The organism is Paenibacillus sp. FA6 (assembly GCF_051550225.1).
In the GTDB taxonomy this organism is placed as follows: Bacteria; Bacillota; Bacilli; order Paenibacillales; family Paenibacillaceae; genus Paenibacillus_AQ.
This window is the reverse complement of the sequence record NZ_CP188820.1, coordinates 2,278,421-2,299,395: the sequence shown is the minus strand read 5'-3', so window position 1 is coordinate 2,299,395 and position 20,975 is coordinate 2,278,421. Positions and strand designations below refer to the sequence as shown.

General features: G+C 40.0%; 21 protein-coding genes. 14 read left to right on the top strand and 7 right to left on the bottom strand.

The annotated features are described in order from the left end of the window. Nucleotides 1-2: 2 nt before the first annotated feature. The 4 genes from ACP8HI_RS10725 to ACP8HI_RS10710 all read left to right on the top strand — a co-directional run bounded on the left by ACP8HI_RS10725 (nucleotide 3) and on the right by ACP8HI_RS10710 (nucleotide 6,581). Nucleotides 3-848 carry a carbohydrate ABC transporter permease gene (locus tag ACP8HI_RS10725; protein ID WP_438351069.1) on the top strand — a complete coding sequence of 282 codons (846 nt, stop codon included), beginning with the start codon at nucleotides 3-5 and terminating at the stop codon, nucleotides 846-848. A 45-nt stretch (nucleotides 849-893) separates the two neighbouring features. Beyond that, on the top strand, nucleotides 894-4,004 hold the full coding sequence (locus ACP8HI_RS10720) for an alpha-mannosidase (protein ID WP_438351068.1): 3,111 nt from the start codon (nucleotides 894-896) through the stop codon (nucleotides 4,002-4,004). 31 nt (nucleotides 4,005-4,035) lie between these two features. After that, entirely contained in the window at nucleotides 4,036-4,842 is an 807-nt protein-coding gene (locus ACP8HI_RS10715) for an SDR family NAD(P)-dependent oxidoreductase (RefSeq protein ID WP_438351067.1), read from the top strand. 185 nt (nucleotides 4,843-5,027) lie between these two features. After that, complete coding sequence (locus ACP8HI_RS10710; RefSeq protein WP_438351066.1) at nucleotides 5,028-6,581, top strand: sensor domain-containing diguanylate cyclase; 1,554 nt, start codon at nucleotides 5,028-5,030, stop codon at nucleotides 6,579-6,581. 123 nt (nucleotides 6,582-6,704) lie between these two features. On the opposite strand, the gene ACP8HI_RS10705 is transcribed toward ACP8HI_RS10710, so the two are convergent. Further along, nucleotides 6,705-7,691 (bottom strand): anti sigma factor C-terminal domain-containing protein, encoded by a 987-nt coding sequence (locus ACP8HI_RS10705; protein ID WP_438351065.1) that lies wholly within the window; start codon nucleotides 7,689-7,691, stop codon nucleotides 6,705-6,707. Nucleotide 7,692: 1 nt separating this feature from the next. Further along, entirely contained in the window at nucleotides 7,693-8,187 is a 495-nt protein-coding gene (locus tag ACP8HI_RS10700) for an RNA polymerase sigma factor (RefSeq protein WP_438351064.1), read from the bottom strand. A gap of 316 nt (nucleotides 8,188-8,503) precedes the next feature. Here ACP8HI_RS10700 and ACP8HI_RS10695 point away from each other — a divergent pair, with 316 nt between their 5' ends. Genes ACP8HI_RS10695 through ACP8HI_RS10685 form a run of 3 tightly spaced genes read left to right on the top strand, consistent with a single transcriptional unit; the run spans nucleotide 8,504 to nucleotide 10,327 of the window. Beyond that, nucleotides 8,504-9,772 (top strand): MFS transporter, encoded by a 1,269-nt coding sequence (locus ACP8HI_RS10695; RefSeq protein WP_438351063.1) that lies wholly within the window; start codon nucleotides 8,504-8,506, stop codon nucleotides 9,770-9,772. A gap of 23 nt (nucleotides 9,773-9,795) precedes the next feature. Beyond that, on the top strand, nucleotides 9,796-10,125 hold the full coding sequence (locus tag ACP8HI_RS10690; protein WP_438351062.1) for a hypothetical protein: 330 nt from the start codon (nucleotides 9,796-9,798) through the stop codon (nucleotides 10,123-10,125). Further along, the gene (locus tag ACP8HI_RS10685) at nucleotides 10,112-10,327 is read left to right on the top strand and encodes a hypothetical protein (protein WP_438351061.1); all 216 of its coding nucleotides are present in this window, start codon (nucleotides 10,112-10,114) and stop codon (nucleotides 10,325-10,327) included. The genes ACP8HI_RS10690 and ACP8HI_RS10685 overlap by 14 nt, the downstream gene beginning before the upstream one ends. Before the next feature lie 305 nt (nucleotides 10,328-10,632). Here the strand turns inward: ACP8HI_RS10685 and ACP8HI_RS10680 are convergent, their stop codons facing one another. Then, nucleotides 10,633-11,313, bottom strand: coding sequence for an Ltp family lipoprotein (locus tag ACP8HI_RS10680; protein ID WP_438351060.1), 681 nt, complete (start codon nucleotides 11,311-11,313; stop codon nucleotides 10,633-10,635). 503 nt (nucleotides 11,314-11,816) lie between these two features. Here ACP8HI_RS10680 and ACP8HI_RS10675 point away from each other — a divergent pair. Further along, the gene (locus tag ACP8HI_RS10675; RefSeq protein ID WP_438351059.1) at nucleotides 11,817-12,299 is read left to right on the top strand and encodes a hypothetical protein; all 483 of its coding nucleotides are present in this window, start codon (nucleotides 11,817-11,819) and stop codon (nucleotides 12,297-12,299) included. Between the two features lie 406 nt (nucleotides 12,300-12,705). Further along, complete coding sequence (locus ACP8HI_RS10670; RefSeq protein WP_438351058.1) at nucleotides 12,706-12,837, top strand: hypothetical protein; 132 nt, start codon at nucleotides 12,706-12,708, stop codon at nucleotides 12,835-12,837. Nucleotides 12,838-12,883: 46 nt separating this feature from the next. Here ACP8HI_RS10670 and ACP8HI_RS10665 read toward each other — a convergent pair whose 3' ends face one another. From ACP8HI_RS10665 to ACP8HI_RS10650, 4 genes are all read right to left on the bottom strand, one after another. Further along, entirely contained in the window at nucleotides 12,884-13,096 is a 213-nt protein-coding gene (locus ACP8HI_RS10665) for a DUF6199 family natural product biosynthesis protein (RefSeq protein WP_438351057.1), read from the bottom strand. 208 nt (nucleotides 13,097-13,304) lie between these two features. Further along, nucleotides 13,305-13,979 (bottom strand): hypothetical protein, encoded by a 675-nt coding sequence (locus ACP8HI_RS10660; protein WP_438351056.1) that lies wholly within the window; start codon nucleotides 13,977-13,979, stop codon nucleotides 13,305-13,307. Between the two features lie 29 nt (nucleotides 13,980-14,008). Continuing rightward, nucleotides 14,009-14,872, bottom strand: a complete 864-nt coding sequence (locus ACP8HI_RS10655; protein WP_438351055.1) for an ABC transporter ATP-binding protein — start codon at nucleotides 14,870-14,872, stop codon at nucleotides 14,009-14,011. A gap of 12 nt (nucleotides 14,873-14,884) precedes the next feature. Then, a complete protein-coding gene (locus tag ACP8HI_RS10650; protein ID WP_438351054.1) occupies nucleotides 14,885-15,292 on the bottom strand; it encodes a hypothetical protein in 408 nt (135 codons plus the stop codon). 210 nt (nucleotides 15,293-15,502) lie between these two features. Here ACP8HI_RS10650 and ACP8HI_RS10645 point away from each other — a divergent pair, with 210 nt between their 5' ends. The 5 genes from ACP8HI_RS10645 to ACP8HI_RS10625 all read left to right on the top strand — a co-directional run bounded on the left by ACP8HI_RS10645 (nucleotide 15,503) and on the right by ACP8HI_RS10625 (nucleotide 20,325). Then, nucleotides 15,503-17,533 (top strand): sensor histidine kinase, encoded by a 2,031-nt coding sequence (locus ACP8HI_RS10645; protein ID WP_438351053.1) that lies wholly within the window; start codon nucleotides 15,503-15,505, stop codon nucleotides 17,531-17,533. 56 nt (nucleotides 17,534-17,589) lie between these two features. Further along, nucleotides 17,590-17,733, top strand: a complete 144-nt coding sequence (locus ACP8HI_RS10640) for a hypothetical protein (RefSeq protein WP_438351052.1) — start codon at nucleotides 17,590-17,592, stop codon at nucleotides 17,731-17,733. Continuing rightward, nucleotides 17,726-18,349, top strand: coding sequence for a response regulator (locus ACP8HI_RS10635; protein ID WP_438351051.1), 624 nt, complete (start codon nucleotides 17,726-17,728; stop codon nucleotides 18,347-18,349). Before ACP8HI_RS10640 ends, ACP8HI_RS10635 begins: the two co-directional genes overlap by 8 nt. Nucleotides 18,350-18,449: 100 nt before the next feature. Next, nucleotides 18,450-19,454: an AraC family transcriptional regulator ligand-binding domain-containing protein gene (locus tag ACP8HI_RS10630; RefSeq protein WP_438351050.1), complete on the top strand. Its 1,005-nt coding sequence runs from the start codon at nucleotides 18,450-18,452 to the stop codon at nucleotides 19,452-19,454. 76 nt (nucleotides 19,455-19,530) lie between these two features. Continuing rightward, on the top strand, nucleotides 19,531-20,325 hold the full coding sequence (locus tag ACP8HI_RS10625; protein ID WP_438351049.1) for an SDR family NAD(P)-dependent oxidoreductase: 795 nt from the start codon (nucleotides 19,531-19,533) through the stop codon (nucleotides 20,323-20,325). Nucleotides 20,326-20,975 lie beyond the last annotated feature (650 nt).

The following is a 20,975-nucleotide window of genomic DNA, read 5'->3' as shown; positions in this document are numbered from 1 at the left end:
ACATGACAACTCATAATTATAAAGCTTCTGCTGCCTCTATTATTAAATATATATTGCTATTGCTTTACGCAGTAGCGTGCTTATACCCTTTCCTGTGGATGATCGGAACTTCGCTTAAGTCGCCTGCTGAGGCTTTACGTAATCCGTCATCACCTTTTCCTAAAGAAGGTTGGCATTTTGAAACTTACGCGGAAGTTTGGAACAAGCTGAATTTCGCCAAGTATTTTGTTAACAGTATGACGATCAGCGTGACTGTCGTGATATTTGTTGTCATTATCTATTCTATGATGGGTTTCGCACTGGCACGGATCGATTTCAAAGGTAAAAAGATAGTTTTTGCAGGTTTCATCGCCTTAATTCTGGTGCCAGGGATGACAGTACAAATTCCTTTGTATATTAACATGGTCAATTTGGGCTTAAGCAACACGTTTATTGGACTCATACTACCCATGATAAATGGGGCCGGACCGTTTGCTGTCTTTTTATTCCGGAATTACTTTCTGTCGCTATCTAAGGAGATGTTTGAGGCAGCCAAGCTTGACGGTTGCAGCACATTCCGCACATATTCTAAAATCTATATGCCTTTGGCGCTTCCTATTATTGGTACGATCGCTGTCATGAACTTTATTGGCACATGGAATGGAATCCAATGGCCTATGATCATCTTGCGTGACCGTAATCTGTATACATTGCCAATGGCGGTAATGTATTTGGACCAATCTGCTTTCAAGCAATGGAATGTTCTGATGACCGGTTCAATCTATTCAGTAGTTCCCGTTATCGTTGTCTTCATGTTCCTACAGAAATCTTATATTCAGGGATTGACATCGGGTGCGGTGAAGGGGTAACCCCTAGCCGTGACTTGATTCTTTTCCTCAAGGAGGTACAATACTATGCTAAACAATAAGCAGATTGACCGCATGCTCTCCAAGTTAAAACGGTTTGAAACAACGCTAGAACCTTTGATATTCACCAATATTGGTGATGTCCCAATGGGTATGTTGCATACAAGTGATGATTTGCATGCGATTCCGGAGGATGCGTATTTTCAAGAGTGTCATCCCGGAGATCATTATCAAGGAGAAGGAACCTATTGTTGGTTCAAAGGAACCTATGTCGTCCCTGATCAATACGAAGGGCAAACCTTATATATTCAACCCAAGATCGAAGGTTATGAAGCGATGTTATGGGTAGATGGTAAGCCTTTTGGAACCTTTTGTACGAAAATTGTCGTGACTGGACATGGCAACCATTATTGCGACATGCTCAAACAAAACGTACGTGCAGGACAATCGATTGAGATTGCACTCGAGTATTATGCAGGTCATTATGTGAAAGGATGTATGCCTTTTGAAGAAAACGGTGCGAAGAGCTTCGATTTTGAATATAAGGGTGTAGATATCTGTCTTATGAACGAGTCGGTTGCTGATTTTCTCTTTGACTTAAGAACACTGAATCAATTGGTATCTTCACTTAATAATGATAGCTTTCGTCGTGCAGATGTTATTAACACACTGACAGAGGTACATAAACTTCTTTACTATTCGTATGACGCAGTCGATACCGAAGATTTCTATGCTGCAATGCAGCAGGCTAGCTTGTTACTTAAGGAAAAACTTAAGGCTACGAATTCATCATCTGCTCCTTTTGCCGGACTAATTGGACATTCCCATATGGACACTGCTTGGCTGTGGACCCGGGATGAAACGATCAAGAAATGCGCACGGACCTATTCTAATCAGATGAATTTAATGGAACGTTATCCGGAGTATACATTTATTCAAAGCTCGGCCTATCACACTGAGATGGTCCGCAGAAATTATCCCATGCTGTTTGAAGACATTAAGCAGAAGGTAAAGGAAGGGAGATATGAACCGAACGGAGCCGTATGGGTCGAATGTGATTGTAATCTCACTTCGGGAGAATCGATGATCCGCCAATTCCTATGGGGACAACGATACACTCGAGAGCATTTTGACTATACATCCAATGTATTCTGGCTACCAGACACCTTCGGATACAGTGCTGCCATCCCGCAAATTATGAAAGGATGCGGTGTGGACTATTTTCTCACGACTAAGCTGGGTTGGAACGACACCACTCCATTCCCTTATGAAACCTTCTACTGGAAAGGTCTGGACGGTACGCAGGTGTTGACCCATTTTAACAGGACGCATATATGGCCGGATGCGGAAAATCTGATGGAATTCGTGGTGGACGGGAAGCGCAATCAGGACGCCATCCGTGAGAAGACGGTGACCAATATGCGATTGTTGTCCTACGGATTCGGTGACGGCGGTGGTGGTCCGCAGTTTGAGATGATTGAGATGGCACGACGGGTACAGGATTTGGAAGGATTGCCCCGATCCGCTCATGTTACTGTTGGGGATTTCATGCGGATGTTGGAGCAAAGCGTCGTCAATCCATCCACCCACACAGGCGAGCTGTATTTACAGCTTCATCGAGGTACCCTTACGAATCAGCACACGATTAAACGCAATAATCGCAAGGCGGAATACCTGCTTCGTGATCTTGAATACATAACGGTGAAGGAAGCGGTTCGTGCAGGTCGAGTTGTCTCTGATGAAGGCATACGTCCTTTGATGGAAACACTATTAGTCAACCAGTTCCACGATACTCTACCAGGAACGAGCATTCCCAACGCTCACGATCAATGTATTACCGAAATGACGGAACTCTTGGTGACTGCGGATGAGCTTCTTCGTGAACGGACCGTTACCCGTCCGGACGAGAATCTCTTGTCAGTCGTTAATACGCTATCCTTTGAACGGAAGGATACAGTGTATTTGACGATTGCTGGCGATCAGATGGTGGAGGGGGCGTACGCTCAGCAAGTGTTCGAGGATTTACACGGAAATCGTAAATTGGCGATTGCCGGGCTGACCATACCAGCTTTTTCTTCCATCGCTGTGAAGCTACAGGAAGGTGTTCCGGCTGGGAACTCTCCATTTGTCTTCACTGGGGACACACTGGAAACATCACTGGCTCGGGTGGCTTTTGATACTCAAGGCTTTCTGTCCTCCTTCGTAGATAAGAGGAACGACCGAGAACTGCGCGGAGCGGGTCATGCCCTCAATACTTTCTTAATGGCGGAGGATGTACCATCAGCTTGGGATAGCTGGGATATCGATGCCGATATCGAATTAAAGCTGGTTCCGAGCGCACAATTGCTCTCCCGTGAAGTGGTTGCTGATGGTCCAGTGGAGTTCCGTCTCCGTAGTGAGTACCGTATTTCTCCACGGTCGAGCATCCGCCAGGACATGATATTTTTTGCCTACAGTGCCGAGGTGAGGTTCGAGACTGTGATGAATTGGCAGGACGATCACCGTTTGCTGAAGACTACCTTTGATACGTCGATTCATACTGATTTCGCCCGTCAAGAGGTGCAATTTGGTTATCTTCGCCGGCCGACAACGCGGAATACGAATGAAGAGAAAGCGATGTTTGAGGTAATGAATCACAAATACAGCGATCTTTCGGAAACACGGTACGGCGTCGCGTTATTCAATGATTGTAAGTACGGCATTTCCGTTAAAGGTGGAGATATGAGTTTGACGCTGCACAAAGGAGGTCTTCGTCCCGACTTTAGAGGAGACAAGGGGATGCATGAATGTACTTATTCCTTCTATCCCCACAATGAAGGCTATGGTGCAACATCCGTTATTCAACCTGCCTACGAGTTAAATTGTCAGCCTTTAATCGTGGCGGGTGAATACGACTCCACTCCGCTTGCCCAGATAGATGCAGACAATATCATTATCGAAACGGTCAAACCTTGCGAAGATGCGGAACGGGCGTTCATCCTGCGCTTGTATGAGGCGGAGGGAACATATACACGGACGCAGCTGAGTCTGGGATATGGCGCGAGGGCACAGTGTCTGACCAACATGCTAGAGGAAGAAGTGGAGGAGCTTAGCGGAACAGATGAGGCCGAGCTTGTCTTCCGTCCATTTGAGATCAAAACGGTGAAAGTGACGTATTAAGGAAGTTATTGGTGAAAGGTGGTTGAATGTAATGGAGAAAACGGCATTTGTCACAGGCGGGAGTCGAGGGATAGGTCGAGGAATCGCTCAGCGATTAGGGAGAGACGGTTACGATGTCGCGATCACTTACAATACCAAGTTAGATGAAGCACAAACCCTTCAGAAGGAACTTATGGAGATGGGGCGTCGATGTTTTATTTATCAGGCATCCATGGAGAATGATGAAGTACCGGAATCAGTTACCTTACAAGCGATCGCTGATCTAGGTAGACTGGATGTCATGATTTGTTGTGCTGGTCTTACCTTTCACAACAATCTGCGTAAATTGACGGCAGAAGATATCGACCTCGTGTATAAACTTGATTACCGAAGCTATATGTTATGTGCCAAAATTTCCGCAAAACATATGACTGAGCAGAAGATTCGCGGTAGCATAGTATTCATTACTTCGACAAGGGGGTTGCGGTCTTATCCCGAAGATCCGCTTTACGGAGGTATGAAGGCAGCGTTAAATCGGGCATGTGAATCATTGGCACTAGAGTTATCTTCCTATGGAATTCGTGTGAACGCTGTGGCTCCAGGAGCTACAGCCATTCGTGGTAATTTTTCATCGGAGGAGCTAAGTTCTTCAGGGTTCTCTAAGCAAATTCCGTTGGGCCGTTTGGGTACCCCATCGGAAGTAGCGGGATTGATCTCCTATCTGGTCTCCGATGAAGCGAGCTATATGACGGGTACAGTGTTGAGATTGGATGGCGGGTTGATTCTGCCAAGTATGCCAGCTGATGCGGGCGGAGAAATGGAGCCTTCTTGGACTCGTCTTCCGACACGAATGATATAGATAATAACATTGAGAATACAGATCTAAGTGAAGTCACTCCTACTCTGAGTGACTTCTTTAGTATGTTTAATCATGCCAGAATGGTCTTGTCGAAATATATCAAAATTTATTATTAATAATTGATACAAAAAGCTGGAAATAAGATAAGATAGGTATACTATGCGTCCCGAAAGAGAAGTGGTCACATGACTTTATTATCAGAGATTATTCCATTGTTTACACATTTCATTCCGATCCTATTCTTTATGTTTATGATGACAGAAGTCCTTCTGCGCAATCATAAGAGAACGGAACATCGATTGGTATTCGCTATTATGTTCTGTTGTATGATGTTATTCCTTGAGGAATATGTAAGACATCAACTTCCAATTGAGTATAGCCCAATGATCTCCGCTATATGGTTCAGTACTGCTGGAATTATGTTCCCTGGGCTAGGCCTTCATTTGTTTATGAAGCTTACCCGTTTGGAACATAAGATACCGCAATATATATTCCCATACATCTGCTATTTACCTGTAGTCTTCGTGCTGATCAACATACTATTTTTCAATGAGCAAATGATTTCTGTGAACGAATTCCATCAAGTGGGGATCTGGAAACAGCCAGTATACAATAAGGCTTATTATGCGGCTATGATCGGAAGTAATTTCTTTAATGTCTTATACTTGATGATCCTTGCCAAAGGGAAAATGAATGCAAGTACAGATGGACTTAAAGGGATATATAATCGACTGATGTTAGGAATATGTATAACAGGATTCATTAACCTTACGGTTGGGATGATAGACTTCAAAGGTTATTTACCCCCATATCCTTACATATACGGTAGCATCGCTTGGTGTATTATTCTGAGGCACACGATGATGAGATACGACTTTTTAAACCATATCGATAAACGTTACGAGAAGTTATTTAATCTCAACCCGTCGGCAATCATGCTTATTGACCTGAACGGGAACATGAAAGAAGCGAACCCGAGCGCTAAGCAACTATTCGATTACATTCACATGGATCATACGAATTGTTATACGATATTAAATGAAGAGATTAAGAGGCGAATCCATGCCCGCGAGGAGATCAGTAATTATGAGATGATGATCAGTATCGACGATCGAAGAATGGATGTTCTGATTGATGGGGACTATGTTCTGTTTGAATATGAACCTCATCTTATTCTGATTATGCGTGACGTTACGAAACAGAAGGTGGATCAGAGAGAGATCACGTTCTTGGCGTATCACGACCCACTTACTCGCTTACCGAATCGAAGATACTTCTATGAGACGCTGGATGCAGCCATCCTTGATGCGGGCAACAATCATCATAAATTAGCAATTGTGATGTTTGATCTTGATTACTTTAAAAATATCAACGATAAATACGGGCATCACGTCGGCGATCAAGCATTGATGCATGTTGCCGATTTGATAAGAAAGGTGATCCATCTTGATGGCATGGCTGCTAGACTAGGCGGTGATGAGTTTGCATTCTTCTTAACTACTGTATTCTCGGCTGAGATGGACAAGGTTCAAGAGAAGATTGATCAGTTTCGACGTCTACTCGAAGAGAACAAGATGTTCGTTCTAGACGAGCATGTTCCGATCCAATTAAGTATCGGGGTGAGTTTTTATCCTGACAATGGACTTGATGGAGATACCCTTCTCAAAAGTGCGGATAAAGTCTTGTATGATGTCAAACATCAACGTCCGGGTCATAAGTGGTTGTTGTCGGAAGTGTAAGATAAGCCCTCGACGAGTTGGATGCTGCGTAGCTCCTTTTGTAGCGAGGGGTATAATGAAGGGATCCTTTCTAATGAAAGAATCCCTTTCTTCTTATCGGTATGTCTTCTTTACGCAAAGGTTTTAGTTCGGTACGGATTTTTTGTCAGATATCACTCCGAATGTGGAGGCTTTTATGAAGGATTGCCCCTGTAACACTTCTAATTGTTTGGATGTCCCTGTTACGACAGCACCAATAATTTTCACATCACTTTGTTCTATGCTTTGATTATCCCCCACTAAAGATTTGTGAATTTCGTCTGCTGCCCATTTGAAGCTCTTACTGCTCTCACGCAACTGCTCTACATTTGTAATAAAAGTATCGATACCGCCGGTTATTTCAAATTGTTCTGAATGAAATCCATAAATGAGCATGCTATCCGCAGGAATCACCTGCTTTCCTTGCTTCATATATACTAAATAGTCATCCGTATAGGCGTCGACCCACCACCAGACGAATTGTACATCAGAAGGAACTAGGCTCTTGATCTCATCGAAATGATACGCTTTATCAAAAGATAATCCGAGCTCCACTAACGTAGTGTCGTCAACTTGATTCAGATCGCTAATAATATCCTTATAGGCATCATAGGAAATCTCAGGGTGGTAAAAGATCATTTCTCTATCACCTGTATCAGCATTATATCGGTTAAATTGATTCGATTCTGCCGGTAGATCTAACGGGATGGCTCCGAACGAACCATATATTCGTGAAGAGCGACCAAATAATGTGTACTTCCTTTCAACGGATTCCCAAACATAAGGGACGTTCCCTATCCACTTAAAGGTTTTAGTTTTAATTGTCCCTCCGAACCAATTATTATCGTATGTCTGATGACTAATATGAACATTAGGTGCACTAATTTCGTTAAACATCACGATTTCTTTCATTGTTTGTTGAGCTTGATTGAGGGACCACGACCTGAATCCATACCATAACAATACGAAGACAATAGGTGTCACGATTACTGTAATTCCAATCATTTTTAGTGTAGACCACAGTTTTGCTTTCCTCATTAATTTTGTAGCTTGCTTTTCATCAAATGAAAAATGATTCAGATCCTTTTCCATATTAAAGGTCCTCCTTGAAGTTTTTTATAAATCTTTCCTTTGCGCGCGCTACATGAGTTTTCAGTGTATTCTCATTCTTATTTAGTAAAGATGATATATTTTTGTATGATAACTTCAACTCAAACTTCAGAATTAACAATTCTTGATGAAATTCAGAAAGTGTTTCAAGGGTATCTCTGATACTTATTGATCTTTCCTTTTGAAGGATGCTGATTTCAGGAATATCAGTCAAGGAAAGGAGAGGGACATCATCAACATTCATTGTGGGGTGTCGCGTATCTTTTCTCTTCAGATCGTAAAATTGATTCGTAGCCACACGGAATAACCAGCTCATAACTTTATCTGATTGAATTCCATCTTTATGCAATAAAAATTTATAGCAGGTATCTTGCATTATATCTTCGGCATCCTCATGGGGAAGTCCACGTTTTCTCAAGTATCTATACAGTACGGTTCCTACCTGTTGAAGAAATTCATTCATTGTTTCTTGTGCCATGTCTGCCCCCCTCCACCTATACAACGCACAACTCTATAATAAGTTTACAGCATATTAAAACATGTCCAGCATGAATGCCTTTGTTAAGGAGTATACGGAACATGTGGAGCGGTTGAGAGAGACGGAGTAAATAGAATGTTGAAGTCATCATTCATATGGATATAGTCTAGAATAATAAAAGGAGTCCTATCGAGATGTTCTAGGCTATTTCCGTATCAAGATGGAAATGTTAGTATTGTATTTTAAAAGGGATTTTTAGAAAAAATAGGTGTAATATAATGTTAGCAGAACCAGGGAGGAGAAGATCGTAAACAAGATGTCGTCAACAAATGAAAATTCAGTACATCATTGGAAAAGGAATATTATTCTCTTTTTAGGAAGTCAAACGATATCACTTTTTGGGTCGTCCTTAGTTCAGTATGCGATTATGTGGTATATCACGCTTACTACGCAGTCAGGTGTAATGATGACGTTGTATATTATTTGTGGGTTTATACCTACCTTCATTCTATCTCCAATCGGAGGGGTATGGGCGGATCGCTACAATAGGAAATTACTTATTATTGCGGCAGATGCACTGATTGCTATTTCCACGTTGATACTCGCTGTTATTTTTTTGATGGGTTATAATGCGACTTGGTTGCTCTTTGTAATGGCTGCAGTTCGTGCAGTTGGAGCAGGTATTCAGACACCAGCTGTCGGTGCTATTTTGCCGCAAATCGTGCCAAGTGACAAACTTACGAAAGTGAACGGAACCAATGGAAGCTTACAAGCTATCATTATGTTTGTGTCTCCGATGGTTAGTGCGGCACTCTTGACAATGACTTCCATTGAAATAATATTCTTCATCGATGTTATTACCGCAGCGATTGCGATTGTAACATTACTCACGTTATTAAAAATACCGCTACATAAGAAGGCTTCCGAGAAACAACAATTAAGCTATCTCAATGATTTTAAACAAGGTCTAACTTATATTAAAAATCATGAATTTTTGAAGAAATTGTTTGTGTTTTTCGCCTTTTTCTTTGTCTTAATGGCGCCTGCTGCGTTCTTAACCCCATTGCAAGTTACACGTAGTTTCGGTGGAGATGTTTGGCGGTTAACCGTAATTGAAATTGCTTTTTCTATTGGTATGATGGTAGGTGGAGGAATTATCGCTACATGGGGAGGCTTTAAAAATAGAGTAAAAACGATGACACTCGCCAGTCTTGTAATGGGAGTCTGCACGTTATTACTCGGTATTGTTCCGGTCTTCTGGATCTATTTAATATTCATGGCGATCTTCGGAGTGGCTATGCCCATTTTCAATACGCCAACGACTGTTCTTGTTCAGGAGAAAGTGGATGAAAATTATTTAGGGAGAATATTTGGTGTATTTGGTATGATTTCAACATCAATGATGCCCATAGGAATGCTCATCTTTGGACCACTTGCAGATTTCATCGAAATTGAATGGTTGCTTATCGGAACGGGGTTACTCATAATCATAGCAGCTATTTTCTTAGGTCGGAATAAAGTGTTACTCGAAGCGGGGAAGCCAGAATTGAAGGAAACTGCAAACCTGGAGTTGGGTTCGAATTAACAAAACGACTACTATCAGAGGGAATGCAAGTAATAGCTTTGATCCGATCTGGTTTCCCCAATAACGATTCACTTATTCGAGAATCCCTAAAGAATAACAATATCCGAGTCTATAAAGCCAATTTGAGCGATTATAAAAGTTTGAATGCAGCACTGAAGGATATTAAATTGAACGAAGAACGTATCGATGTGATTTTTAACAATGCAGGTGTTATGCCTGAGGAAATAAACTACTCCAGACAGGGACGGGAGATGCAATTTGAGGTTCATGCGGTAGTTCCTTGTATCAAATACAACTTTTCTGCAAGAAGTCTTATTGATAGAGCTTCATCCAAAAATAATGAGTATTCTTAAGGAAAAGTATCATACTGATTTTATTGTCGATGATGCCAAAATACTTCCTCTTACGGATTCGGATACCACCCATGAATTCATGATACAAGGAAATATGATGAAGAGTGCTAAGACTGATACCGTTCAGATTACATTTCGGAACGATAGAACAAGTGGCTATAAAGTGATAAGCTTTACTGTTATTTTCTCGAAAAAAAGGTAACTGGAACTCAATTCGTTTGTTGAAGTAACGGGACACGATACTGAAAAAGAGAGACCACCGAGGATTAACTCCTAAGTGGTCTTTTTTTTAACCATACTTATTACTCTCGACTCATGTTTAATATCCTTGTACGGTACCCATACTGGACCTTCGACTGTCCTTACCTTGGCGCGTTTGGGATCATTCGATACTTCCTCTACTCCCGTTATCTTTTCGCCATCACGCAACAGCAGGGTGACACTTTGATTGCTGTCTACTATGATGGGAGCATATCACAATTACGTGGGTAGGTCGCTTTTTTTATCTTATTCTAAATTGTCTATCGCGTATTGTGCTTCTTCCTTAGTGAATTTTTCCCCGTATTCCGAAATCAATTGATCGTAAACAGCCGAATCTGACATACTCATAGTTTCTGCATATGTCCGTGCCTGTTTTAATGCATTTTCTTTCCAATCGAATACAATGTTATCGATAGCATATTGAGCGGCTTCTGGAGGGAACTTTTCTCCATATTCAGAAGTCAACTGATCGTAAATGCCTGCCTTTGACATGTGCATAGTTTCTGCATATGATTCCGCACTCTTTAACGCCGATTTATGTTCCCTAGGGACACTTTCCTCTTTTGCCTCAGCTTCCTTTTTAGCCAATTCTTCAGCCGCAACCTTGGCTTCAGCCTCAGCTTTATCTTTAGCTTCTTGATCCGCCTTATCCTTGGCCGCTTGATCTGCTTCTTGTTTAGCGGCGTCATCAGCTTTGACCGTGGAAGTATCATCAACCTTGGCCGATACCACTTCATCTTTGGCATCCGCTGTTTCAGTCTCAGCTGCTGGACTAGCGACCATGGCTACTATAAACAAAACAAAGCATACCAACGAATACAAAAACATCTTTTTGGAAGTTCCCTTTTTCTTAATCAAAGACACTAATCCTAGTGTAATCAACACACCACAAGCCAAAAAGCTTAATAAACCTAGAGCCATCCACATGCTTAAATTCCCCCTAAATATGATAATAAACGACATTGCAATTCTATCAGAAATAGGTAGATATATCCATGCTAATTTATAACTTCCAAGCTTAAGAATAATCAAAAAAATATTTTAATCCGTATATATAATGAAGAAAAAGTGGAACTGCCCCAAATGGGGCAGTCCATATGATTAAATTTAGACTCACAGTATCATGTTGTTTATCGTAAAAAAATAAAATCTCTTATACTACGCTGTTTTGCATATCACAGTCACGCGTTGCTAATCGTAAATATCAGCCTTCCAAGCTGATAGCGTGGGTAAAGAATACCCCGCTAACCTTAATTGTGGTCAGCAGGGTATTCTTTTATTATTTTGATTATACATGCCCACAACTTGCCCACAAAGCATAACAACTTGATAACACTTCACAACTCATCTGAAACCGTGAAAACCGCATAGACAAAGGATTTCACGGTTTTAAGTCGAACTAAATATACGTAATACCTTAAATCATCTATATGGAACTAAGAGAACTAGTATTAAAGGGAGAGATGAGAACAATAGTCAATACTTCCTCCAATGCATTGCTATCGGTGAAGCGGTTCGAGCTTGAAACGTTGGAGAAACCGACCGAATTCAAAAAACTACTTGGAGGGTATGCTTCTACAAAGCTGGCTCTGTCTCTATGGACGCAAGTAGCAGCACAGACAACTTCTGCAGAAGGCATCGAAATCAGGAGTGTTTGTCCAGGACCTAATAAAACCCCCATGAGTGGAAGTTCGGGCATGCCGATATGGTTGATTCCCCTTCGTCATCTTTTCTTTTCCCACCCAAGTAAGGGGGCTGCGCACCTATATGAGGCTGCGTTCGGAGAGAATAGGGGGGAAATGGGCGTCTTCATCAACAAGGGCAAAATTACACCTATAAAATTCATGCAAGAAAGTCGGACAGTTCTGGAAAAGGTAGATTCTATTTACAAGCTGGAGTTTCTCAACACTTGACGAAGATATGACTACCGTTCTTATCTTAATTCTATGTAAAAAAGTCTTCGAACTTTTGTATTTCATTGTAGGAAAGCTTCAATGCAGATCCGTCAGCAGCGACTAAAATCGAAAATAAAGTGGTCGGGGAATACATTCTTAAGAAGAGACCTGGATGAAGTTTGCTACTTTCATCGGTCTGACTAGTGGGCAGGCTCGGTCTTGTGACCAAATGTACGATCTTATTTAGATTAACAATTTGATTACCAATCTTGGGATGTACAACAGAATATCTAGAAATAACTCAAGGTAGTTCCAATTTCGTTCAGACCGAGCTCTACCGTATTTCATCGAAGTCACCTCGCAGTTGGAAAGTATTTACTTTAGTTTACCATGATTTGAATTTCAAAAGAAAGGACTGATGAAAATGAAAGAGCAGATACAAGCGGAGCTCTCGAAGCTACTTCCACAAATTAAGAAAGTAACTCTTATGATCAATGTTGCAGAGGAGGTTTGGTCCGCACATTATGGCCGGACTGATCCGGGAGAGAAATCATAGTCAATAACTTGGCTACCGTGAGGAGCAATATTAGGCAGAATAACCATTAAACCATTAAGTTTAGAATTCCAGCTACAATTAATAATAAACCCATAATTGTAGCAACTATTCCTCCTAATTTTACAACGGTTATGTAGTCATCGCTTGGTTCAGAATCCCCCTTTACCTTCCAACCTTCATTTGAATACCATGCGAATGTAGGCTTAAAGATACTAAGTAAACCAAGTCCAGCTATTAATATTCCGATAAAAATGAACATTAGATCATCTCCCTTGTAAATAAATACGCATTACATAGGAGGTAGTTCCACTAGTGCACAAAAGCAAAGGCTGACAAACAGATATGCGCGTATGGTAGGTAGCGCGGCTATACATATCCCTCTATTATTTTCTATGTGATTAATGGTCCTCTTTGTGTTTGTATTGGGTATGTCCATTGCCTACACCTTCGCCCAGATGAAAATGAGCTTACACTTCAATTTTCTGCATGCGTCGAATTCCTAGATATTGAAATAGTAAGCTACATGCGATGAGTAAGATGCTTATATAAACAAGTTTTGATGATTCGAGTGCAAGGAAATTGTCCGGCTCTAAATAAAGAAACGGTAGAAGGTGGTACCATTCCTTTGAATAAAAAAAGGAATTAAAAATCGGTACAATAATATACAAAATGAGTAGACCACTCATTAATGCTTGTACGGTTTGTCTTAATAGAATGCTGAGTAATTGAGAAAATGATAGATAAAAAAAGGTTAATACAAAATAAATAAAGCATTGTTTCAAGAGTAAGTTTAATGTCAATGATTGCAACGCTACAAAATGAATGATGACCATACTAAGCGTTGTTGAGAATATGAAAAAAACAATGTATTTGCAAGTATGACTAACATAAAAGGTTGTTCTAGCCACATTACTTAACAGAATGGTTCTGAGGATGCCAGACTCTGCTAGACGGGCAAGTTCGGTAGAAGCAAGTACGGTGATCGTTAACGTTATGACAGCAAAGAGTATGGTTTCATTCGCACCAGCCTTGATCCAGCGAAATAGAAAAGGAATTCCGATTAAGCTGGCGATGTATAAGTAGAATACTAGACTCCGTTTGTAACGAAGCCATTCGCTGCTAAAAATATTAGTTGGCGTCATACCATTTCATCTCCGCTTTCGAAGTATCTTTATAATTGCTTTGTCGCATTCGTCACCTCAAAGAAATCAATGCCATGCTGAATGAAGAGTGTGTAAATAGCTGGCAATACAGCCCGCTCAGCTTTAACGAAGATTTTGTCACCATTTAATGTGAGGTCGTATGTTATATGATATTGATTCACGAATTGTTGGATGTTTGTCGCTTGCATACGATTAATGGAGATTTCAAACATCGTATCCGCATCATGATGCCATACAATATCCTGTTTTAATTGACCGTTTTCTAAAAAGAGAATTCTATTGGATAATTCCTCTAGTTCCTCGAGTAAATGACTTGAAACGAGTAGTGTTTTGCCACTTTCATAGAGCTTTTTTAAAATTTGTTTCATTTCGCTTTTAGCAATTGGATCTAACCCGTTAAACGGCTCATCTAAAATAATAAATGAACAGTTTGTCGCAAAGACGCGTGCGATGCCCAGCTTTTGCTTCATCCCTAATGAGTAATGGCGAAACTGTTTGTCCTTTGCATCTAGTAGATTAACAAATTGTAGTGCGTTCTTAACACGTTGTTCAGAATATGTACCGTCTAACTTTGTAAAGTAGATTAAATTTTCTTTGCCTGTCAGCGTAGGGAAAAATTGAGGCGTTTCAATCAAAGCCTTTGTGTCTTGTAACAGTGTGAGTTGATTTTTACTTGATATTTTTTGCCCTTTCCAAATGATTTCTCCACCATAGTGTGGAACTAATCCTAAAATGACCTTCATTAAAGTACTTTTTCCAGCGCCATTCGCCCCAATTAATCCGATAAAGTCAGATCTATTAATTTCTAAATTTATATTTGATAAGGCATACTGTTCTCCGTATAATTTGCTAACATTGTTAAGTTGTAACAAATACGATCTCTCCTATCTTTTAATGAGCTTTACTGTAAATGCATCATCACCGGTAATCAGCATGGAAGCAACATCATCGAAATTAATTTTCTGACCTTCTTCAAATAAAATTTGATTCTCCATTTGAGGTGCTCGGCTTATGACATCACGATAAAGGTCATCGATTAGATTCACTGTTAAAACTTCTTCTTCCATAGAATTAAGAAAACGGATTTCTCCTTTACCGGCAGTCGCAACTATCGCATATTTGCCTGCAAGCTGTAGTGACTGTGTGAAGTAAGTGCCGGAAGATAACACCATCTCCTGCTTTGTACCAAATCCCATGCGAACCGTATCTTGTTTAAGAATTACGAGCGTACCAGCTACTACTGCAACCAACAGGAGAGCTACAACAAGTAATCGTCCATATTGTTTCATCATCCCACATCTTTCTTAGTGAAAATTTATCAGCTTAGCTAAAGGATAGCATTCGAAATACTAATAATACGATAGTGGACTTCCGTAAAATAGATAGTGATGTTCCGAAATGAATGTGGTGGAGTTCCGAAATTTTCGACAAAACTCTTTCCATCTACTTGAATTTATATGATGATAGGAAAGATAGAAAGATGATTAAGTGAGGCGAGGACGTTGAGGTTTCTGCAAAAATATTGGTTTTGGTTTACGATTAGCCTATATGTTCTCCTGGGTATTGTTGTTTTATTGGTCGTATTAGACAAACCGTTTGTCAGTATAAAGCTAATAGAAAATAATCATCAATGGTCTGTGAAGGAAATGTATTATCCTGATTGGGGCGAAAGAAAAGAGATTTCAGTGGGCGATATTATTATAGCTGTGGATGAGGTAGAGATTAATGAAATACCGCTTGTAGTGGCGGATCAAGGTATTCGAGCTGCCAATACATTAACTGTTATAAAGCAAGATGGTCGTACGCTTCAGATTGAAGTCACGCATAACGATTTGCCGAAGCATTTTTATTTGCAATTTATTTTACCACTATTTTATTTTGTGCTTGTTTTCTTGTTAGCGTTATATGTATACAAACGAAAGGAGCGGGAACAAGCGACCGTCTATCTGATAGCTTTTTTATTAACGTTATCTTTAGAATATGTTAGTTCAGGTGCTGCAACGAGAGCAAATCCGATTGGACTGGTCATAAATGGGGCATGTATGCTAGGTTGTCTCATTTTTTTAATACATTTTTTAAAAAGTTACTTTAAACATTTGGAACTAGAATGGCTCTTCATAAAACAGGTGAATATATTATACAGTTTACCATTATTTATCGTGGTCTGTGATGTTGTGCGTATGATCTACCCGTCCTTTCATTTAGTGAGATCAATCATAATGTTATTGTTCGTGTTATCAGTAGGAGCATACATTCTCTATATAATAATTCATAGTTACGTGAAATATAAAACGCCACAAATATTGTCTTTGCTCGTCATTTTAATATCCCCACTGATCGGTTTTAGCTTTTTATATTTATTGCCTAAGCTTTTATTAGGTAGACATTTACTGTCTGCTGACGCGACGATCTTATTCTTATTTATTTTACCTTTTGGATTTATATTAATGTACTTCACGAATCGTTTATTTGATATGGCTTATTATATTAATCGTCTACGATATTACATGGTATTCGCACTTGTTATGGCACTACTAATGACGATAGGCACTTATATTATAGGGGGCAGTGCGTTAACGGATATTCAACTTGTAGGGATATTCTGCTTCGCATTATGTATCCAGCTGTTTGGACTGTACATAAAGGAACGACTGGACTATAACCAACGTAGAATTCTTTTCTCATCTAAAGGAGATGCCATTCACCAATTGTATTCTTCTATTAATCGTATAGGGAAATCGACCAACCGCAATGATTTATTTGCAAATATAAAAGATGAAATGAAGATTAAGCTAGATGTCCAGCAAGTGGATATCTTTACTTTAAAGGATATACATAATCAAATGATAAAAAAAGGTGAAGTTCAGAAAAAGGGCCTTACCTATAAGGTTTTATTACATCAAAATGCGATTGAAAGCATACTAATGACGCTTACCATTCAACAAACCACAAAGAAATTCAGGAATGGCCAATTACAATGGCTCGAGTTATTCGTATTATATGTTGATAATTTTATCGAAAATATACAATTAGTTGAAAAACTGATTTTGGAAATAAAGCAAATAAAGACGTTTAATGAGAATCAAATTCCATGGCTAGATAAAGTGCTTTGGCGTATGTTTGAAGAGGAAAAGCAACTGCTAGCTCAGGAGCTACATGATACGATTTTACAAGAACAATTACTGTTAATTAGGGAAATGGGTGTTCTTACAGGAGAAACAGATGATGTGAATATTACAATGAAATTACATCGTATTCGGGAGCAATTGGATGAAGCGTCTCAAGATTTAAGAGACTACTGTGAACATTTAAGCCCGCCGTTATTAAATACAATGGGTCTGTATGCCGCACTCAATAAATTGATCCAAAAAGTAAAAATGCGTGCTTACTTTAGATTAGATATAGAAATAACACATCTTGAAATAAAAGACGCTCAAGTAAATCTCGTCATTTACCGTATTTTCCAGGAACTATTCAATAATGCACTGAAGCATTCTAATGCGAAATACGTATCGATGAAGCTGTACATGTAGAAGACGGATTTGAACTACTTTATGAGGATGACGGAGTTGGGTGTTCTATCGAAGAAATGCTAGAAAACTCACATACGATGGGAATAAGAGGGATTCAAGAACGGATCAAAGCATTTAACGGAGAGATGATGATTCATTCTTCACCACACAATGGCATGCACATCAGAGTCGGTATGAAGGGAGTGTTGGTGAATGATTAGTATATTAATTGTAGATGATCATCCGGTTGTTTTGGATGGAACGAAACTGTTGTTTCAAGGTGTTGTAGATATGCGAATTGAAACAGAAAATGACGCGACGCAAGTGATGGTAAAAGTGAGAGAATTTGCTTTTGACCTTTACATCATTGATATTAATATGAAACCATTAAACGGGATTGAATTGGCTCAACAGATTAAAGAATATCAAGCAGATGCTCGTGTGATTTTATATACAGGTTATGAACTGAGTGATTACTATGAGTTATTGTTGGAACGAAAGGTAGATGGGCTATTACCGAAAACAGCAGATAAGGAACGCGTACTTCAAACGATTCGATTTATCACGAAGGGTGAAGTGGTTGTATCGGAAGACTTTCTTAATTATATGAACCTAAAATTACATCCTTCATCATCAGAAATTGTAACGAACTTTAATGAAAAAGAACTGAAAATAATAAAGCTATTAGGACAATCTTATACGAATAAAGCGATAGCAATCGAGATCTCATTGACACAGCGGACAGTAGAAAACATATTGACGAAAATATTTGTAAAGTTAAATGTAGATTCACGCATTGAAGCGGTTATGAAAGCACAGAAACTTAAGTTACTTTAAAGTAATGGGCAGTTAGGCTAAACGGACGATCAACAAGTCAGGACACCTAATCACAACAAAAACTAATGAATATGTAAGTAGCTAAAGGAGGCCCATATGTATGAAGTCTCAACCCTCTGAGCGTATTAAATTCCCGCCAGGATTTTGGGAAGGATTACGTCAATTAGGGATTGCTGCCCACGACGTAGCTCGCAAAGCAGGACTGCCGCTCACCATTATTACTGAACCAGTAGTCACCACTGCCCAATATTTCGCGATCTGGCAGGCTTATTCCGATCTCATTGGTGACACTGCCAAAGGAATCATCAAGCTTGCGACCGTCTTTGAAACAGCGAAGTACCCACCGACCGTCTTAGCGACTTACCACGCTCGTGACTACCGCGACGCTCTAAACCGAATGGCTCGGTACAAACAACTGTGCCCCCCCGAAAGCTTACGTATCACCGAGGAGGGCGAGCACTGTACAATCGAACTGGACTGGCTGTATACCGAGCAACCCGGTCCGCCGATGCTGGTTGGTATCACGCTGGCATTTCTTCTGGAGCTTGGGCGTCGGGGCACAGCTCAACCATTGAGGGCACAGTTCGTCGAATTTTCGCACTCAATGGGCGATGTACAGGCTCTTGAAGCTTACTTCGGATGCCGTGTCCGGATTGGTGCGAAATGTAACCGCTTGACGTTACATCGAAGAGATCTGGACCGCCCCTTTGTCTCGTACAACGAAGAGTTGCTTGAGATCCTGACTCCCGTTCTGGACCGATCGTTGGATGAACAGCAGCGGAGCCGCTCAATTACCGAGATGGTCAAATGGATCATGAAACGTAGCCTCACAGGAGGGCGCCCCGACATTAAGGCTGTCGCGAAGGAGTTAGGTATGAGCGATCGTACCTTGCAGCGTCGGCTTACTGACGAAAACACGAGCTTTAAGCATCTGTTGACACAAGTTAGACATGAGCAGGCACGAGAGTACTTGGCAGACCCCTCGCTCGATATTAAAGAAGTGGCTTTCTTGATTGGATATGAAGACCAGAACTCGTTCTATCGAGCCTTCCGTCTTTGGGAAGGTGATACTCCATCAAATTGGCGTGTTAAACAAGAACTTTGACGCAATATGCTAGTTACTGGACAATCCAGACAAGGTAATATAATCACTACTAGATGTTAAAAAGGAGAAATGTATTATGGATATGGGATTAAACAATAAAACAGCTTTAGTAACAGGGTCAACGAAAGGTATAGGTAAAGCAATTGCCATTGAACTTGCCAAAGAAGGTGTTAATGTATTAATTAATGGACGAAATTATGAAGAGGTAGAACGTACTATAAATGAAATTAAGTCAGATTTCCCGGCTACCGCTCCTCAAAATGCTACAGCCGATATTGTGGATATTCAACAAAGAGAAGCTTTATTTGAAAAATACCCCGATATTGATATTTTAGTTAACAATATGGGTATTTATGAAATCATGCAATATGAGGACGTTGACGATGAAGTATGGGAAAAATACTTCCGTACTAATGTTCTTGCTGCAAATGGATTATCTAAATTTTATTTACCTAAAATGTTGAAAAATGATTATGGCCGCATTATCTTTATAGCAAGTGAAGAAGCCATTATGCCTTCAGGACAAATGCCTCAGTATGCAATGACAAAATCAATGCTATTATCATTGTCAAAAAGCTTATCTAAATTAACAACAGGAACAGAAGTTACAGTTAATACGATTTTGCCAGGACCAACACTCTCTGAAAATGTGCATCAAATCATTGAGGGTATATACCCTAATGAAGAGATGACTTTTTCAGAAAAAGAAAAAGAATTTATGACTACAAACCTGCCTCAATCTGAAATACAGCGATTTATAAAGCCTATTGAAATAGGTAGACTAGCTACATTTGTATGTAGTCCTTATGCATCCGCCTTTAAAGGTTCTCCTATCCGTATGGATGGGGGAATGGTACCGACTATTTATTAAATATATCTATATTATTCATGTATCAATGAGCCCGGTTCACCTACAACCATAATGTTCAAGCTAGAATTTAGATATTCCATTAAAGGCTTCTGTTAATTTTATACTACATTAAAGTTACTCTAAGTAAGAAAGACAATAAACAGAGAATCCCTCATAGGATTTTAAATAAATATCATTATCTACAGACCAACTTCTCAAAGAACCTTGAATTTAATCTCAAGGTTCTTATATTTGTATCTATGCTAAGAACCAAAAAACTGCACTCGTCATCTTCTCTATATAGAAGAGATAGAATTACTGCAGCAACATTAAGCTCCCATGGAAATTAAATCTAACGGGCAGCTTAGTTGAAGAGTATTCAGCAATCCGAAAAATAAAATAGCCATGCTTCTGTCCATAGCAAAACTTTATTGTAAGCTTGGCCTTGAGCATGGCAAAGCGAGTATGACATTGGAGCGACGACGGGAGATCGTCAATGAAATTCCTGGAAGTTTCAGTTGTTAATTTATTACAATAAGTTTGTGATACTTTTCCTTAATCATTCTGACGACCCTCCACTTTTGTGAATACCAGCGAGGTTCACTCTCCGTTCACATGTCTATGTTATGCTCTCTTAGCTATCAAAAATATGCTAAATGTTGGGGGCTTAT

Bases quoted from the DNA above. Each gene is read 5' to 3' on its own strand.
- ACP8HI_RS10665 (WP_438351057.1), bottom strand. From the start codon at position 13,096: ATGTTCATTTTTATCGGAATATTAATAGCTGGACTTGGTTTACTTAGT.
- ACP8HI_RS10685 (WP_438351061.1), top strand. From the start codon at position 10,112: ATGAGTATTCTTAAGGAAAAGTATCATACTGATTTTATTGTCGATGAT.
- ACP8HI_RS10675 (WP_438351059.1), top strand. From the start codon at position 11,817: ATGGAACTAAGAGAACTAGTATTAAAGGGAGAGATGAGAACAATAGTC.
- ACP8HI_RS10690 (WP_438351062.1), top strand. From the start codon at position 9,796: ATGCAAGTAATAGCTTTGATCCGATCTGGTTTCCCCAATAACGATTCA.
- ACP8HI_RS10700 (WP_438351064.1), bottom strand. From the start codon at position 8,187: ATGGCACAAGAAACAATGAATGAATTTCTTCAACAGGTAGGAACCGTA.
- ACP8HI_RS10715 (WP_438351067.1), top strand. From the start codon at position 4,036: ATGGAGAAAACGGCATTTGTCACAGGCGGGAGTCGAGGGATAGGTCGA.
- ACP8HI_RS10630 (WP_438351050.1), top strand. From the start codon at position 18,450: ATGAAGTCTCAACCCTCTGAGCGTATTAAATTCCCGCCAGGATTTTGG.
- ACP8HI_RS10710 (WP_438351066.1), top strand. From the start codon at position 5,028: ATGACTTTATTATCAGAGATTATTCCATTGTTTACACATTTCATTCCG.
- ACP8HI_RS10680 (WP_438351060.1), bottom strand. From the start codon at position 11,313: ATGTGGATGGCTCTAGGTTTATTAAGCTTTTTGGCTTGTGGTGTGTTG.
- ACP8HI_RS10705 (WP_438351065.1), bottom strand. From the start codon at position 7,691: ATGGAAAAGGATCTGAATCATTTTTCATTTGATGAAAAGCAAGCTACA.
- ACP8HI_RS10695 (WP_438351063.1), top strand. From the start codon at position 8,504: ATGTCGTCAACAAATGAAAATTCAGTACATCATTGGAAAAGGAATATT.
- ACP8HI_RS10725 (WP_438351069.1), top strand. From the start codon at position 3: ATGACAACTCATAATTATAAAGCTTCTGCTGCCTCTATTATTAAATAT.
- ACP8HI_RS10625 (WP_438351049.1), top strand. From the start codon at position 19,531: ATGGATATGGGATTAAACAATAAAACAGCTTTAGTAACAGGGTCAACG.
- ACP8HI_RS10650 (WP_438351054.1), bottom strand. From the start codon at position 15,292: ATGATGAAACAATATGGACGATTACTTGTTGTAGCTCTCCTGTTGGTT.
- ACP8HI_RS10670 (WP_438351058.1), top strand. From the start codon at position 12,706: ATGAAAGAGCAGATACAAGCGGAGCTCTCGAAGCTACTTCCACAAATT.
- ACP8HI_RS10635 (WP_438351051.1), top strand. From the start codon at position 17,726: ATGATTAGTATATTAATTGTAGATGATCATCCGGTTGTTTTGGATGGA.
- ACP8HI_RS10640 (WP_438351052.1), top strand. From the start codon at position 17,590: ATGCTAGAAAACTCACATACGATGGGAATAAGAGGGATTCAAGAACGG.
- ACP8HI_RS10720 (WP_438351068.1), top strand. From the start codon at position 894: ATGCTAAACAATAAGCAGATTGACCGCATGCTCTCCAAGTTAAAACGG.
- ACP8HI_RS10660 (WP_438351056.1), bottom strand. From the start codon at position 13,979: ATGACGCCAACTAATATTTTTAGCAGCGAATGGCTTCGTTACAAACGG.